This window comes from Acidobacteriota bacterium, from assembly GCA_009861545.1.
Classification (GTDB): Bacteria; Acidobacteriota; Vicinamibacteria; order Vicinamibacterales; family UBA8438; genus WTFV01.
Genome location: VXME01000067.1, coordinates 139,950 through 155,262 on the forward strand (window position 1 = coordinate 139,950; position 15,313 = coordinate 155,262).

A 15,313-nucleotide genomic window follows, 5' to 3' on the forward strand; every position below is an offset into this window, starting at 1 on the left:
TACAGGCCCGTGCTCCGTCCCCGGGCGACGGGTCGCCGGGTCCGACGGTCAGTCGGCGGCCACGCGGTCGCCGTCGGCGAGCTCCGCCGGCCCCTCGGTCACCACCCGCTCGCCGGCCGCGACCCCGGCCAGCACCTCGACGTCGCCGCCGTCCTCGAGGCCGGTGGCGACGGCGCGCCGCTCGACCGTGTCCCCGCGGGTGACGAAGACCACCTGCGTCCCCCCGTCGTTGCGCAGCGCCTCCGCCGGTACCCACAATCGCGGCGGGGCATCGGTGACGGCCACCTCCGGCGGCGGCCCGGCCTCGAGAAACGCCACGTTGATGCCCATGTCCGGCAGGATCCGGGGATCGCCCAGCTCGTCGAACGCGATCCGCACCAGGACCGTCGCGCGCTGGCGGTCGGCGGCGGGAATCGTCGTGATGACACTGGCCGGGATCTCCCAATCGGGGTAGGCGTCGAGGGTGGCCACCACGCGCTGTTCCGGAGAGACGCGGTTGATGTAGCTCTCGTTGACGTCGACCTCGATCTCCAGAGACGACATGTCGACGATGGTGCAGACGCCGGTGCGCGTGAAGCCGCCGCCTGCGCTCACCGGCGAGATCATCTCGCCCGGCTGGGCGTCCTTGGAGATGGCGACGCCGCTGAAGGGCGCCCGGATGACGGTGTCCTCCAGCGCCGTCCGCCGCACGTCGATCTCGCGCTCGGCGACCACGACCTGCTCGCGCTGGTTGCCGATGCGCGCCCGGAGAAAGTCGACCTCGGCCTGCGCCGCGTCGAGGTCGGCCTGCCCGATCAGGCGCTGTTCCAGAAGACGGCGCTGGCGGTCGAGGTCGAGCCGCGCCTCTTCGTACCGCACCTCCAGCTCGGCCAGCGCACCCCGCGCCGCGCCGAGCTGCGCCTCGGCCAGCGCGAGGTAGGACCGCTCCGTGGTGTCGTCGAGCCGGGCCAGGACCTGCCCCTCGGCGACGGCCATCCCCTCCTCGACGAGTACTTCGACGATGCGCCCGGTGACCTTGGACGAGACGGTCGACTGCAGGCGCGCGGTCACGTAGCCGGAAGCGTTCAGCACCGTCGGCTGGCCGTCGGCGGCCACGGTCCGGCGCACCGCCGCCGTGCTCACGACGGGAATCCGGGCCTCTTCCCACCAGCGCCAGCCCGCGGCGGCGCCGGCCCCCATGACGACGAGAAGCAGCACCAGCGAGACGATTCGGCCCACCCAGGATCGGCCGCCCCGCGACCGGTCGATCTTCAGTTCGTCGAGTGACGCTGCCATGGATGCTCGCGATCTGTAGTGGCTCTGCCCTGATGATACGCGCCGGAAGCGCCCTCGATGACAAGCGTGGCGCCGCCGGACGCCCGCGGTCGTTTCGACGGGCGGGGAGGCCGTCAGGTTCCCCGCGGCGGTCCTTCCGCAGCGGACCGCACGTGCATCGAGACTCCCGTCTGGTGTAGATTACCCTGCCGGTCGACAAGAACCCTGGACAAACCACGGCCGGGTAGGGTAGATCATCGGTAATCCCCTCCGACTCCATGTCGAGGAAATACCGTCAGCAAGGGTACCAGGACGACGAGCGCCAGCGCCCGGAGCGCACTGGCGAGCGCAAGCCGAAGGGTGACGGACGCCCGCGGCGCGGATACGGTCCGCGCGAGCCGCGGGTGGTGAACATGCCGGCCTTTCGGGAGGTGCTGAAGTGCGCCCGTTGCGGCGCGTCGCTGTCCTCGTCGATTCGCTTCGACACGCAGTGCGCCAAGTGCGCGGCCGATCTCCATAGCTGCGCGCAGTGCACCTGGTTCGACACGAGTCGGACGCGGGAATGCGCGCAGCCGATTCCGAAGCGGGTTTCCCCGAAGGACGCCCGCAACAGTTGCACCTTCTTCGAGGCGCGGGTGACGGTGGAGCGCGAGACCCATTCGAGCGTGGCGGCGCCGCCGTCGGCCGCGCCGGCGGCAAGACGACCGCCCAGCCCCGCCGCGGCGAGCGCGCGGCAGGCGTTCGACGACCTGTTCAAGTAGACCTGCCGCCACCCGGCCGAATCCGGCCCGCATACCGAAGATGTACTCCCCCGGCGCAGCCACCGACCTTCAGCGGCGTCTCGAAGCCTTGTCCTCGCCGGTGAGGCTGGTCTTCTTCACGCAGACCTTCGGGTGCGACACGTGCCTGCCCGCACGGCAGGCGGCCGACCGGATTGCCGCGCTCTCGGAGCGGGTCACGGTCGAGGAGCACAACCTCGTGCTCGACCGCGAGCAGGTCGCGGAGTACGGCGTCGAGTGGGCGCCGGCGCTGGCGATCGCCGGAACGCAGGACGTGGGCATACGCTACTACGGCGTACCCGACGGCTACGAGATCGTGTCGCTGGTGGACGCCATCGAGATCGCCGGCGGCGGCGGTCCCCCCCTGAGCGACGAGACCCTCGACGCGCTCGACGCCCTCGACCGGGACGTGCATCTGCGGGTCTTCGTCACGCCGACCTGACGGTTCTGTCCCCAGGCGGTCAGCCTGGCCTGGCGTCTTGCGGCGGCGAGCCCGCACGTGACGGCCTCGGTGATCGATGCGACGTCGTTCCCGGATCTCGCCCAACGCTACCTGGTGACCGGCGTTCCGAAGACGATCGTCGGCGACGGGGCGGAGATCATGGGCGCCGTGCCCGAGGCCGACCTCGTGGCGCAGGTTCTGCAGGCCGGCGCATGATCTCCCGGGGCGCCGGCGGCGCCCCGGACGCCACGTCGCTTCCGCCTCGGATCTTCGCCGCCCGGTCGACGCGGAGCGGCCCGACGGGGCGGCGCGTAGAAGCCCTCCGGCGCGGGTTGCTCGTGGCGGCGTGCAGCCTGGCGCTGCCGCCCGCGGGCATGGCGCAGACCGCCGTGGAGCCTCGGCCCCGGCTCGAGATTTCCGGCGGTCTCAGCTCCATCGACGGGGATGCGGTCGTCGACGGCCACGGCGCGGGCTGGATGTTCGGCGCCGGCTGGCGCGCGACGGCGCGGCTGGCGATGGTCATGGAAGCGGGCAGCAACCGCCTCCGGGGAGACACGGACCTGCTGCACCTCACCGCCGACTTCCACCAGCTCATGGCGGGCGCACGCTTCACCTTCGGCGGCGGACGCCTGCGGCCGTTCGCGCAGGCGCTCTTCGGCGGGTCGCGCATCGACTACGCGGCGTCCGCGAGCTACCCCTTCGACACCCTCGGCGTGTTCGACGAGACCCGCTGGGCCTGGCAGATCGGGGGCGGCGGCGACATCCCCCTGACGTCGACCTACTCGCGCCGGCTCCTGCTGCGTCTCGGCGTGGACTTCCGCCGCGTGCGGACGTTCGCGCCTCTCGGCCAGGCTCGCCTGCACGCCGCTCTCGCGTACGGGTTCCTGCACCGCTAGGCGTCTGCGCCGTAGAGACGGCGTAGACTCCTCCCAGCATGACCACGAGGTCGCTGCAGGCCCGCGGGGTTGCAAGGAACGGGCCGGTCACTTAATCTTCGGGTAGACGTACCCGTAGCGGCCGAACGGGCTGCCGCACCTGATATCCCGGAAGGACGATCCACTCATGCCGACGAGACTCGCGGTCGCGCTGGCGGCGCTGGTTCTCTTCGTCGCGCTGCCGGCGCTGGCCGAGCTGTACACCGAATGGCTCTGGTTCGGCGAGGTCGAGTACCAGAGCGTCTTCCTCAAGAGCCTGGCGATGCGGTGGCTGCTCGGGGCGGCCGCCTTCGTGCTGGCGTTCCTCGTGCTGTACGGGAACCTGCGCCTGGCCGTGAAGCGCGCCCGGCGCCCCTACGTGGTGTTCGCCGGCGGCGGGGACCTGCAGCCGATCGTGCTCGAGCGCCGGCATCTGGCCTGGCTGGCCCTGGGCGCCTCGGGACTGGCCGCGCTCTTCATCGGCGGAGTGGCTTCCAGCCAGTGGCTGCTGGTGCTGCAGTACCTGGAGGCGACGCCGTTCGGCCAGGCCGATCCGCTGATCGGACGCGACGCCGCGTTCTACATCTTCACGCTGCCGTTCCTCGACTTCGTCCGGCTCGGCCTGTTCGCGGTCGTCGTGTTGGCGGCGGTCGGCGGGGCTGCGGCCTACGTGGTCTCCGGAGAGATTGCCGTCCAGCCGGACGGAATCCAGGTGGGCGAGCAGGCACGGCGGCATCTGCTGATGCTCGGCGCGGCCGTCTTCCTGCTGTTCGCCTGGGCCGCGTACCTGGACATGCCGCGTCTGCTGACGACGCCGGCCGGCATCGTGCATGGCGCGTCGTACGTCGACGTGGCGGTGCGCCTGCCGGTATTGCGCATCCTCATGGCGGTGTCGGTGTTCGCGGCGGGCGCCTGCGTCTACGGGGCGTTCGCGGGCAGCACCTGGCCGGTGGCTGCCGTGACCGGTGTGTATCTGTTCGTGTGGATCGGCGGCGGCGGAACCGCGACGGCGCTGCAGCGTCTCGTGGTCACGCCGGACGAACAGCAGAAGGAGGCGCCGTACATCGCCCACAACATCGCGGCGACGCGCACCGCTTTCGACCTCGACGTGGTCGAGGAGCGGCAGGTGTCGGGCGACGCTCTCCTGACCATGAACGACATCGAGAACAACGCCGAGACGATCAACAACGTCCGGCTCTGGGATCACCAGCCGCTGCTCGACACGTTCGGGCAGATCCAGGAGATCCGCACGTACTACGAGTTCGCGTCGGTCGACAACGACCGCTACGTCGTCGACGGCGAGTACCGCCAGACCATGCTGTCGAGCCGCGAGATCAACTCGGACAGCCTGCCGAACCGGTCGTGGGTGAACGAGCGCCTGCAGTACACGCACGGTTTCGGCGTCGCGCTCGGCCCCGTCAACCAGGTTACGGAGGAGGGCCTGCCGGTCCTGTTCATCCAGGACCTGCCGCCCACCTCGCAGACCGACCTCGCCGTCGATCAACCGAGCATCTACTTCGGCGAGCTGTCCAACGACTACGTGCTCGTCAACACGAACACCGACGAGTTCCACTACCCGCAGGGCGACGACAACGTCTCCACCCGTTACGACGGCGCCGGCGGGGTGGAGATCGGCGGTGTGCTGCGCCGGCTGCTGCTCAGCCTCCGCTTCCAGTCCTACGAGATCCTCGTCAGCGGCCAGCTCAACCCCGACAGCCGCGTCATCTTCCACCGCAACATCTCGGACCGGGTGGCCACCATCGCGCCGTTCCTGCGCTACGACGCCGACCCGTACCTGGTGATCGCGGACGGGCGGCTCTACTGGATGCGCGACGCCTACACGGTCTCCGGCAACTATCCGTACTCGACGCCGGTCGGCAACGGCATCAACTACATCCGCAACTCGGTGAAGATCGTCATCGACGCCTACAACGGCGACACGATCTTCTATCTGGCCGAACCGGACGATCCGCTCGGCGTCACGCTCGGGAAGATCTTCCCGGACCTGCTGCAGCCGCTCGACGAGATGCCGGAGGCGTTGCGGAGCCACATCCGCTATCCGGAAGGGATCTTCTCGCTGCAGACGTCGATGTACTCCACGTTCCACATGACCAACCCCTCGGTCTTCTACAACCGCGAGGACCAGTGGGAGGTGCCGGTCATCGACAACGAGCAGATGGAGCCCTACTACACCATCATGCGGCTGCCGGGCGAGGAGCGGGCCGAGTTCATCCAGATGCTGCCGTTCACGCCGCGCGGCAGGAACAACCTGGCCGCCTGGATGGTGGCGCGCAGCGACGGCGAGAACTACGGCAAGATGCTCGTCTTCCAGTTCCCCAAGCAGAAGCTGGTGTTCGGGCCGTCGCAGATCGTCGCGCGCATCAACCAGGACCAGGAGATCTCGCCGCAGATCACGCTCTGGAACCAGCAGGGCTCGGAGGTGATCCAGGGTACGCTGCTCGTCATTCCGATCGAGGAGGCGCTGCTCTACATCCGGCCGCTGTACCTGCGGGCGTCGGGCGGCCGCATCCCCGAGCTGACGCGTGTGGTCGTCGCCTACCAGAACCAGATCGTCATGGAGGAAACGCTGGACGCCGCGCTGGCGCGGCTGTTCGGCGAGCCGGGGCTGCCGGCCGCGGCGCCTCCGACGACGCTGGTCGCGGACGTGTCGGGATCGACGGCGGCTCCGGCAGCACCCCGGAACGGATCGCTGGCCAGCCAGGCGCAGGATCACTACACGCGCGCGATCCGGGCCCAGCGCAGCGGCGACTGGGCGCTGTACGGCCGCGAGCTCGAGCAGCTCGGCGAGGTGCTCGAGGAGCTGCGGGCCGAGAGCGAGAACTGAGCGAGAGTCCCACCCGTGCCGCAGAATGACGGCGGGACGGGTCCGTCCGCATCTACTGTTGCTATCCGTTCGGAGGCGCATTCGCAGGGGGGAAACACGACATGAAGAGCCTGCATCGCACCATGCCAATCATTCTGGCCGTCGGCGCCCTCGCCGTTCCGGCGGCGTGCGGCGGCGAGCCGGAACAGGTCGAGCCGACGCCCGGGCTGACCGCCTTCACCGGCGCGCGGCTGATCATCGGCGACGGCGAGACCATCGAGAGCGGCACGATCGTGGCCCGGGACGGCGTCATCGAAGCGATCGGGGCAAGCGACGCGATCTCGGTGCCCGAGGGCGCCTCCGCGGTGGATCTGAGCGGCAGGACGGTGACGCCGGGGCTGGTCAACGCCCACGGGCACGTCAACGACGTCGTCGGCCTCGAAGCCGACCCGTCGTTCTACACCGAGGAACACGTCGTGAACCAGCTCGCGCTCTATGCGCGCTACGGCGTCACCACGGTCGCCAGCCTCGGCGGCGACGGACCGGAAGCCATCACCGTGCGCGACCGCGAGGGACCCGACCTGAAGCACGCGCGCATCCGCGTCGCCGGTCCGATCGTCGTCGCCGACACGCCGGAGCAGGCGGCCGAGCAGGTAAACGCGGCGGCCGACATGAACGTCGATTTCATCAAGATCCGCGTCGATGACAACCTCGGCGCCACGCGGAAGATGACCCCCGAGGTCTATCAGGCGGTCATCGACACGGCGCACGAGCGCGACCTCATGCTCACCGCGCACATGTACTACCTCGACGACGCCAAGGGACTGATGAAGGCCGGGGCGGACTTCCTCGCCCACAGCGTCCGCGACGTCGACGTCGACCAGGAGCTGATCGACCTGCTGACCGCCAGCGGCGTGTGCTATTGCCCGACGCTGATGCGCGAGGTCTCGACCTACGTCTACGAGGAGCGGCCGGACTGGTTCGACGAAGAGTTCTTCCTGAGGGATGTCGACCCGCAGGTGATTGCGGCGCTCGAGGACCCGGAGCGGCAGGAGAGAACCCGCAACAGCCGCAGCGCACAGACCTACAAGGCGCAGCTCCCGACCGCGATGCGCAACGTCAAGGCGCTCCACGACGCCGGGGTGCGGATTGCGATGGGCACCGACACGGGTCCGGCCGCCCGCTTCCAGGGCTACTTCGAGCACGGGGAGCTCGACCTGATGGTCGAATCCGGGCTGACGCCGATGCAGGCGATCATCGCCTCGACCCGCGACGCCGCTGCCTGCCTCGACCTGGAACGGGTCGGGACGCTCGAGGCCGGCAACTTCGCCGACTTCGTCGTCTACACCGCGAACCCGGCCGAGGACATCCGCAACAGCCGCACGATCGAGTCGGTCTGGATCGCGGGCAACAAGGTACCGGGGGTGGCGGTAGACTGATCCCGCGCCGTTGCCCTCGGCGACCCGGCTCGCGCATGGGACGGCGAGCAGGGTTGCCGGCGCAGGCGATGGACGCAGTTCAGGTCACCATGCCCCGCGGTTCCTGGTACGCTTAGTCCGTGCGGCAGGTCGAAGGCTCCATCGTCTGCGCCGAGTGCGGCCGGCTCGTCGGCATCAACGAGGAACGCTGCCCGTACTGCGGCGCGTGGCGCCCCGGCCTCTTCGGGTGGGCCCCGTTCCTGCGCTCGCTGGTCGGCGCCCGGCTCGATCTGATCGTCCTCATCACCGGCGCCTGCCTGACGCTCTACGCCCTCGCGCTTCTGCTGCAGCCGGAAGCGATCTTCGCGTCAACGGGCTTTCTCTCGATTCTCTCGCCCGGGGGCCGCGCCCTCTACCAGCTCGGCATGACCGGCGGCGTCGCGTGGGAGCTCGGCTGGTGGTGGACGCTGCTGACCGCCACCTACCTGCACGGCGGCCTGCTGCACATCGCCTTCAACGTGATGTGGATCCGCAACCTCGGGCCGGCGGCGGCCGAGGTCTACGGCCCCGCCCGGACGTTCGTGCTGTTCAACGTCGCCGCCGCCTCGGGGTTCCTGCTGTCGAACGAAATGTCCGGCGCGCCGACGATAGGCGCCTCGGGAGCCATCTTCGGGCTGCTCGCGGCGCTGATCGTCTACGGCCGCAAGCGGGGCAGCTCGGTGATGACGCAACAGCTCTGGCAGTGGGCAATCATCCTCGGCATCTTCGGCTTCATCGTGCCGAGCGTGAACAACTGGGCGCACGGCGGCGGCTTCGCCGGCGGCTGGATCGCGGCGCACCTGATGGGTTTCAGCGACGAGCACCGGGAGAGCACGCGGGTCCTGGTGGCGGCGCTCGCCCTGATTGCCGTCACCGCGGTAGGAATCGCGCTGTCGTTCTACAACGTGACGGGCATTCTGCTCGCCGAGTAAGAGAAGCGGCACTCATTCCGCCACCGGCGCGCGGCGGGAACGGCGGCGCCCCCGTCGCCGCCGGCGGCGCGGCGCCCGCACGCCGTGGGAGACGAGATCCCGCCAGCGCGCGAGCGCCTCGGAATCCTCTCCGTGGATCTCCAGCCAGGTCAGCGCGTCGGGCAGGCTGGCCCGTGCGAGGATGCCCCGTATCCGGCGCGGCGGCAGACCGGGATCCCTGAGCAGCGGCTGCAGCGACAGCACCTGTCGCAGGTGCTCGACGTCGCGCCGCGCGACCGGCAGGTCGCCCAGCGAAACGCGCAACGAGGCGCCGCGCGGATCGCGCCGGGGCGGCGTCAGGTCGATCTCCTGGACGGGCGCCACCAGACTGCCCAGGAGAATCGCGTTCGAGAGCGCATCGGGCGCCGCGTCGAACCGCGCCCGGTAGGCGTCGAGCGCCTCCAGCGAACGCCACAACGCGGCCGACCGCGGGCGGTTGACCTCCGGGGCGATGTGGCGCAGCAGCCCGGTCCGCGACAGCCGCTTGAAGATGCGGGCCGCGACGCCGCTCCGCAGCAGCTTGTACATCTCCTCGACCAGCCGCGCGGGGGACGCGTTCCTTATCTCCGCGCGCTGCCGGGCGATGCCTTCCCGGACCGGCCCGTGGAGCCGGAAATCGAGCCGTGCGGCGAACGCGACGGCCCGCAGCATCCGGACCGGATCCTCGACGAAGCGCTCGTCCGGATCGCCGATGCAGCGGATGAGCCGGCGGCGGAGATCCGCCATCCCGCCGACGTAGTCGATGACCGCGAAGGTATCGATGTCGTAGAAGAGCCCGTTGATCGTGAAGTCGCGGCGGAAGGCATCCTCCTCGGGGGTCCCGAAGGTGTTGTCGCGCCGTATCGGCGGTCGCGCGCGTCGGCCGCCGCGCGTGACGGAGGACGGCGCGTCCGGCTCCGGCTCGCGGCCCGCGGCAGCGCGGGCGGGCGCCGCGTCCGGCGGAACCTGGCGGCGGAACGTCGCGACCTCGATCGTCTTGTTCCCGAACTTGACGTGCGCCAGCCGGAAGCGCCGGCCGATGATCCAGCAGTTCCGGAAGATGCGCTTGACCTCGTGCGGATGGGCCGACGTGCCGATGTCGAAGTCCTTCGGGCGCCGGTCGAGCAGCAGGTCGCGTACCCCGCCGCCCACCAGGTAGGCGGTGTGGTTGAACTTTCGCAGGCGGTACAGGACCTTCAGCGCGTCGGGATCGATCCGCTGCCGCGAGATCGCGTGGTTGGCGCGGGAGATGACGGTCGGAGCGACCACTACTTCCGTCGCCTCGACGCAACGTCCTCCGGCGACCCGAATCGACCGACGCGCGGGCGGGACATGAGACCACCGGCATTGTAGCGGCTGGGGAGCCCGTGGTGCAGCCGTGCCGCTACGGCGCTAGCGCCCCGAACGCCTCGCTGGCTCGGCGTCTCGGCCCATCCCCTCCGCTCCATGACCCTGCGCCGCAGAACTCCGCTGCGCTGCGTTCTGCGGCGCAAGCTCGTAGAATGAAGGAAGGCCGATTCAACGATACGGCGTGACCGAACGACCCTACCACGCGCGACTGGCCCGGATGCGGGACGCCTTCCCGGCGCCCGTATCGGACCGGATGCACGACGCCTACTTCGTCTTCTCCATCCTCCGGGCGCTCGATGCGGTCGACGACCTCAAGTCCGAGGTCCCGCTCCTCGGCCGGCCGCGCGCGCTGGACTACGCGGCGGCGGAGCAGGCCGTCCTCGGCGAGGAGGGGCGCAGCGTCGAAGAGGTGGCGCACCTGCTGGTCGACCAGCTCGAGGGCATGCCCATCTGGGGGCATCCGCGAACGCAGATCAACGTCGTTCCCCCGCCGTCGATCCCGAGCGTGATCGGATCGCTGCTGCCGGCCATCTACAACCCGAACCTGGTCTCCGACGACACGTCGTACGGCCTCATGCTGACCGAGGCGGCGGCTACCGCGATGGTGTCCCGGCTCGTCGGCTACGACGCGGCGCGGGCCGCCGGCGTCTTCACCTTCGGCGGTACCGGGACGGTGCTCTACGGCGCGAAGCTGGGCATCGAGAAGGCGTTTCCCGACGCGATGGACAACGGCGTTCCCGCCGGCGGCGTGATCCTCGCTTCGTCCCAGAGCCACTACTGCCGGCTGAACGTCGCCGGCTGGCTCGGTCTCGGCGAGAAGAGCGTCGTCGAGGTGCCGACCCACCTGCAGAACGACATCCGCATCGACCGGCTGGAGGCCGCCGCCCGCGAGGCGCTCGACCAGGGCCGGCGCATCGTCGCCCTGGTGGCGACGATGGGCACGACCGATGCGTTCGGCATCGACGACCTCGAGGCCATCGCCGACCTGCGCGACCGGCTGGTCGAGGACTACGGTCTCGGCTACACGCCGCACGTGCATGCCGACGCGGTCATCGGCTGGGCGTGGTCCGTGTTCAACGACTACGACTTCGAGCAGAATCCGCTCGGCTTCCGCCCCCGCACGGTGCGGGCGCTCGCCGCGGCGCGGAGGCGCATCTCGAAGCTGCACCGCGCCGACTCGATCGGCATCGACTTCCACAAGACCGGCTTCACGCCGTACGTCTCCAGCCTGTTTCTCGCCCGCGACCGGGCCGACATGCAGCTCCTCGTCCGTGGCCGGGAGCAGATGCCCTACCTGTTCCAGAGCGGCGAGCGCCACCCCGGGGTGTTCACGCTGGAGACGTCGCGGGGCGCTTCCGGCGTGCTCGCCGCGTACGCCAACCTGCAGCTCTTCGGGCAGGTCGGCCTCCGCGTCCTCCTCGGCCATCTGGTCGAGATGGCCGAAGCGTTGCGCGAGCACCTCGAAGGGCACGACTCGACCACCGTGCTCAACGACGACGGCGTCGGCACGGTGACCGTCTTCCGGGTCTATCCCGACGGCGTGGACACGTGGACCGTAAAGGACCGCGAGCGAACGGACCCCGGCGCGCGCGAGGAGCTGCTGCGGCACAACGACTACAACCGGCGGCTGTTCCGGTATCTCTACGACCGCGCGATGCGCGGCGAGGGCGTGCACATCTCGATGACCGACTGCTATCGGGAGACCGACTACGGCGAGCCGATGGTCGGCCTGAAGAGCTTCATCCTGTCCCCGTTCATCGATGAGCAGGACGTCGAGCAGCTCGTCCGGGACATCCTCGACGCGCGGCGGGCGATTCGGGAGGAGACGTCCTGATACGACGATTCCCGTTCTACGCACGCGTCGCGTTTCCGGCATGCTCCGCCGGCACGGGCAAGGGCGGAGACACGGGGACGGTATTTCGTGCCTGCACGAAATACAAGAGAGCGAAACGCGCGTACAATGCACCCGATGCTCGTCCTCGCCGGCGCGGCATCTCCGAGCCGGGGCACGTGTCCGGGGCCCCGCCCACGTGGGAGCGAATGATGAAAATCACACTGATGGTGGCATCCCTGTTGGCGGCGCCGCTCGCCTCCGCGGCGCAGGACGGCGGCATCTCCGGTGCGGTGACCGACGACACCGGCGGCGTGTTGCCCGGCGTGACCGTCGAGGCGTCGAGCGCCGCGCTGCCGGGCCCTCGTGTGGCCTTCACCGACGGTGACGGGGTCTACAGCCTCACGGCGCTGCCCCCCGGCGGCTACGTCGTCACGTTCACCCTGCCCGGCTTCGAGCGGGCGGAGCGGGAGGTGGAACTGGCCGCGGGGGTCACCGCCACGATAGACGTCGACCTGGCCCTCGGCGGGCTCTTCGAGGAGGTCACCGTCTCGGTCACCGGCACCGCCATCGAGGCGCCGGCCATCAACATGCCCCACGCGGTGACCGTGGTCAGCCGCGAGACGCTGGAGCAGCAGGGAGCGACGCAGCTCGTCGATCTCTTCCGCAACCTGAACGTCAGCCACGGCGTGGTCGGCGAGCGGAACAGTTGGTACAACTCCAATCAGCCGTCGACCCTCACCGAGAACGTGGCCAACGTCAACCTGCGCGGCCTGGGCGCCTCGCGAACGCTCGTGCTGATCAACGGGCGGCGCCACGTGCCGGTGCCCGCGCGCCTGATCGGCGGACGCTTCGTCGACGTCAACACGATCCCGGCCATCGCCGTCGGCCGGCTCGAGGTGATGAAAGAGGGAGCCTCGGCGACGTACGGGTCCGACGCGGTCGGCGGCGTCGCCAACTTCGTGACGCGCAGCGACTTCCGGGGCTTCGAGTTCAACGTCGCGCACGACTACTTCGACAGCGGCGGCGATACCACGGTCGCCGGCATCTGGGGCGGCCGGATCGGCAACTCCAGCGCCGTCTTCTCCGCGGAACGGGTCGGCCGGCAGGAGTTGCAGATGGAGGACCGTCCGTGGACGCTCGACCGCCTGAGCACGCACGTCGGCGGCAACCGCGCCGGCTGGTCGAGCCTGGGGAACCCCGGCACGTTCGCGGTCGGGGCGCCGACGCCGTGGACCGCCGACGTCTTCGATCCCCGCTGCACGGACTTCGGCGGCCAGGACGAGGGCTGGACCTGCCGCTTCCGCTACGCGCCCTACGACAACCTGATCGACGAGCAGGAGCAGACGCGCGCGTTCGCCGAGATCAACGGTCCCCTGAACGACCGGACGAACTACCACATCGAGGGGCTCTGGTCCGACGCCGTCATCCCGAACTGGTACACGACGCCGTCGTACCCGCCCTTCCCGCTGACGAGCACCACGATCATGGAGGTGGCGGCCGACCACCCGGGACGGCAGCAGTTCTGCTCGAGCTACGCGGGTGACGGAAAGGCCGATCCGATGGGCGCCTGCCTGGGCGATGCCCCGTGGTACCTGAACGGCCGCCCGTTCGGCAACTCCGGCCCCGGGCGCCGGCTGCGGCGCGAGTCCCGCACCGCGCGGATCGCCGCCTCGGTCGACGGCGACTTTCTGATGGGCGGGCGGAACGCCAACTGGGACGTCGGCATGAGCTACTCGCGGGCGCAGGGCAACCTGAACCTGCCGGCGGTCTACACCGACCGGATCTACCGCTCGTTCCGCGGCTTCGGCGGACCCGACTGCGGCGTCGGGGTGATGGCGGACCGCAGTTCCCCGGCGGGCATGACGCTGGGGCCGCTCGGCGGCGCGGTGGCGGGCCAGGGGCCCTGCATGTACTACAACCCGTTCAGCAACGCCATCCAGCGCTCCGACCAACCGGGCGCCCCGTTCCGGAACACGGACAATCCGGACTACGTCCCCGCCCTGGCGAACCCCGAGGCGCTGCGGCTGTGGCTCAACGAGGAAGTGGACCTGGTCAGCACCACCGACCTGTTCGTGGCCGACGCCACGCTGAGCGGCAACCTCGTCGAGAACGTGGCGGACTTCGCCGTCGGGTACCAGTACCGCGGGACGCACGCGGACGGCGATCCGAACGATCCCGGGGACGTCACCCGGAACCCGTGTCCGGTGGCGGGCGACATGGACTGCCCGGCGGGCGTCCGGTTCGGGCCCTACCTTTTCACCAACGTCCACCGGCCCTACGCCGCGGACCAGCAGGTGCAGCGGCTGTTCGGCGAGCTGGCCCTGGGCCTCGGCCCCCGCGTCGACACCCAGCTCGCGGCCAACTACGAGTTCTACAACGTGGCCGGGAGCCGCGTGAACAGCTTCGACCCCAAGGTCGGCTGGCGCATCCAGGCGGCGGAAAACCTGCACTACTCGCTGGCGTTCCGCGGCTCGGTGCAGACCACCTTCCGGACGCCCTCGCTCGACGACCTGAACACCAGCCCGCTGACGACGCTGGAGTGGATCAACGAAACCGGCGCCTACCAGGCCGTCGACCGCTTCGGACGCACGGACCTGCTCCCCGAGCGCGCCTTCACCTACAACGCAGGGACGGTGCTGTTCCTCGAGGGGGGTGTCGAGGCCACCGTCGACTACTGGCACTACGACTTCGACAACGTGATCGGCTCGATGCCCTACGACGCCATCACCAGCCTCTACGCCAGCGACGACCCGGCCACCCGCGCGGCGGTGTCGCCGTTCATCATCTGTCCCGGCGGGCGCGCCTCGGACCTGGCCCCCGCGGATCGGTGCATCGCCCAGAACCTGCAGCGCATCCAGATCGACCTGGTGAACTGGCCGGGGCTCACCACCTCGGGCGTCGACACCCACTTCGCGGCCCGGACCGACGCGGGGCCGGGGCAGTTCTCGGCGACCTGGGACTCCACCTACACGCTCGGCTACAACACCAAGGAGCTGCTGCTGGAGGGCGCGGACCTGGTCCTCTACGCGGAACGGGAATCCGCCGGCTACCTGAACTTCGCCCATCCCATCGCGGTGCCGCTGCCGCGCTGGAAGAGCCGCTGGTCGGGCTCCTACGCCTGGAGCAACTACACGCTCGCGAGCTATCTGAGCTACATCTCCTCCTACGAGGACCGGGGGGACAACACGACCGCGCCGATCATCGACCCGTTCCTCACCTGGGACGTGAGCTTCCTGTGGCGCTTCCCGGGCAGCGGGATGAACCTGACCCTCTACGCGATGAACCTGACCGGGCAGATTCCGCCCTGGGCCAACATCGAGCAGTCCTACGACGGGTTCACGCACGACCCGAAGGGCCGCCGGGTCAAGATGGCGCTGAGCTGGCGCTTCGGGGGCTGACGGGCGTTTCACGTGCGGGCAGGTCGGACGATCCGCCGCGGCCGATTGTCGGGAAACATTTTGCAATCTTCATCCAATAGACCGCACAAGGGGGCTTTCTCTATAAAGATT

The 15,313-nt window shown here is 69.8% G+C and carries 11 protein-coding genes; 9 read left to right on the plus strand and 2 right to left on the minus strand.

The genetic code is table 11. The features are described from left to right. Positions 1 to 48: 48 nt before the first annotated feature. Positions 49 to 1,275: an efflux RND transporter periplasmic adaptor subunit gene (locus F4X11_10975; GenBank protein ID MYN65536.1), complete on the minus strand. Its 1,227-nt coding sequence runs from the start codon at positions 1,273 to 1,275 to the stop codon at positions 49 to 51. 257 nt (positions 1,276 to 1,532) lie between these two features. On the opposite strand from F4X11_10975, the gene F4X11_10980 reads away from it, so the two are divergent. The 7 genes from F4X11_10980 to F4X11_11010 all read left to right on the plus strand — a co-directional run bounded on the left by F4X11_10980 (position 1,533) and on the right by F4X11_11010 (position 8,602). Next, the gene (locus tag F4X11_10980; GenBank protein MYN65537.1) at positions 1,533 to 2,015 is read left to right on the plus strand and encodes a hypothetical protein; all 483 of its coding nucleotides are present in this window, start codon (positions 1,533 to 1,535) and stop codon (positions 2,013 to 2,015) included. A gap of 40 nt (positions 2,016 to 2,055) precedes the next feature. After that, a complete protein-coding gene (locus F4X11_10985) occupies positions 2,056 to 2,475 on the plus strand; it encodes a hypothetical protein (GenBank protein MYN65538.1) in 420 nt (139 codons plus the stop codon). Positions 2,476 to 2,499: 24 nt separating this feature from the next. After that, a complete protein-coding gene (locus F4X11_10990; protein ID MYN65539.1) occupies positions 2,500 to 2,691 on the plus strand; it encodes a hypothetical protein in 192 nt (63 codons plus the stop codon). Beyond that, positions 2,688 to 3,371: a porin family protein gene (locus F4X11_10995; protein MYN65540.1), complete on the plus strand. Its 684-nt coding sequence runs from the start codon at positions 2,688 to 2,690 to the stop codon at positions 3,369 to 3,371. Before F4X11_10990 ends, F4X11_10995 begins: the two co-directional genes overlap by 4 nt. A 166-nt stretch (positions 3,372 to 3,537) precedes the next feature. Then, positions 3,538 to 6,234: a UPF0182 family protein gene (locus F4X11_11000; protein MYN65541.1), complete on the plus strand. Its 2,697-nt coding sequence runs from the start codon at positions 3,538 to 3,540 to the stop codon at positions 6,232 to 6,234. 101 nt (positions 6,235 to 6,335) lie between these two features. Beyond that, complete coding sequence (locus F4X11_11005; protein MYN65542.1) at positions 6,336 to 7,652, plus strand: amidohydrolase family protein; 1,317 nt, start codon at positions 6,336 to 6,338, stop codon at positions 7,650 to 7,652. 119 nt (positions 7,653 to 7,771) lie between these two features. Beyond that, on the plus strand, positions 7,772 to 8,602 hold the full coding sequence (locus F4X11_11010) for a rhomboid family intramembrane serine protease (GenBank protein ID MYN65543.1): 831 nt from the start codon (positions 7,772 to 7,774) through the stop codon (positions 8,600 to 8,602). A gap of 12 nt (positions 8,603 to 8,614) precedes the next feature. Here the strand turns inward: F4X11_11010 and pcnB are convergent, their stop codons facing one another. After that, entirely contained in the window at positions 8,615 to 9,931 is a 1,317-nt protein-coding gene (gene pcnB / locus F4X11_11015) for a polynucleotide adenylyltransferase PcnB (protein MYN65544.1), read from the minus strand. A gap of 256 nt (positions 9,932 to 10,187) precedes the next feature. On the opposite strand from pcnB, the gene F4X11_11020 reads away from it, so the two are divergent. Next, complete coding sequence (locus F4X11_11020) at positions 10,188 to 11,804, plus strand: aspartate aminotransferase family protein (GenBank protein MYN65545.1); 1,617 nt, start codon at positions 10,188 to 10,190, stop codon at positions 11,802 to 11,804. 206 nt (positions 11,805 to 12,010) lie between these two features. Next, a complete protein-coding gene (locus F4X11_11025) occupies positions 12,011 to 15,202 on the plus strand; it encodes a TonB-dependent receptor plug domain-containing protein (GenBank protein MYN65546.1) in 3,192 nt (1,063 codons plus the stop codon). The last annotated feature ends 111 nt before the right edge of the window (positions 15,203 to 15,313 follow it).

What these genes read in the sequence shown, in the direction of transcription:
- F4X11_10975 (MYN65536.1), bottom strand. Translation starts at nt 1,275, where the DNA reads ATGGCAGCGTCACTCGACGAACTGAAGATCGACCGGTCGCGGGGCGGC.
- F4X11_10995 (MYN65540.1), top strand. Translation starts at nt 2,688, where the DNA reads ATGATCTCCCGGGGCGCCGGCGGCGCCCCGGACGCCACGTCGCTTCCG.
- F4X11_11000 (MYN65541.1), top strand. Translation starts at nt 3,538, where the DNA reads ATGCCGACGAGACTCGCGGTCGCGCTGGCGGCGCTGGTTCTCTTCGTC.
- F4X11_11020 (MYN65545.1), top strand. Translation starts at nt 10,188, where the DNA reads ATGCGGGACGCCTTCCCGGCGCCCGTATCGGACCGGATGCACGACGCC.
- F4X11_11025 (MYN65546.1), top strand. Translation starts at nt 12,011, where the DNA reads ATGATGAAAATCACACTGATGGTGGCATCCCTGTTGGCGGCGCCGCTC.
- F4X11_10985 (MYN65538.1), top strand. Translation starts at nt 2,056, where the DNA reads ATGTACTCCCCCGGCGCAGCCACCGACCTTCAGCGGCGTCTCGAAGCC.
- F4X11_11005 (MYN65542.1), top strand. Translation starts at nt 6,336, where the DNA reads ATGAAGAGCCTGCATCGCACCATGCCAATCATTCTGGCCGTCGGCGCC.
- F4X11_10980 (MYN65537.1), top strand. Translation starts at nt 1,533, where the DNA reads ATGTCGAGGAAATACCGTCAGCAAGGGTACCAGGACGACGAGCGCCAG.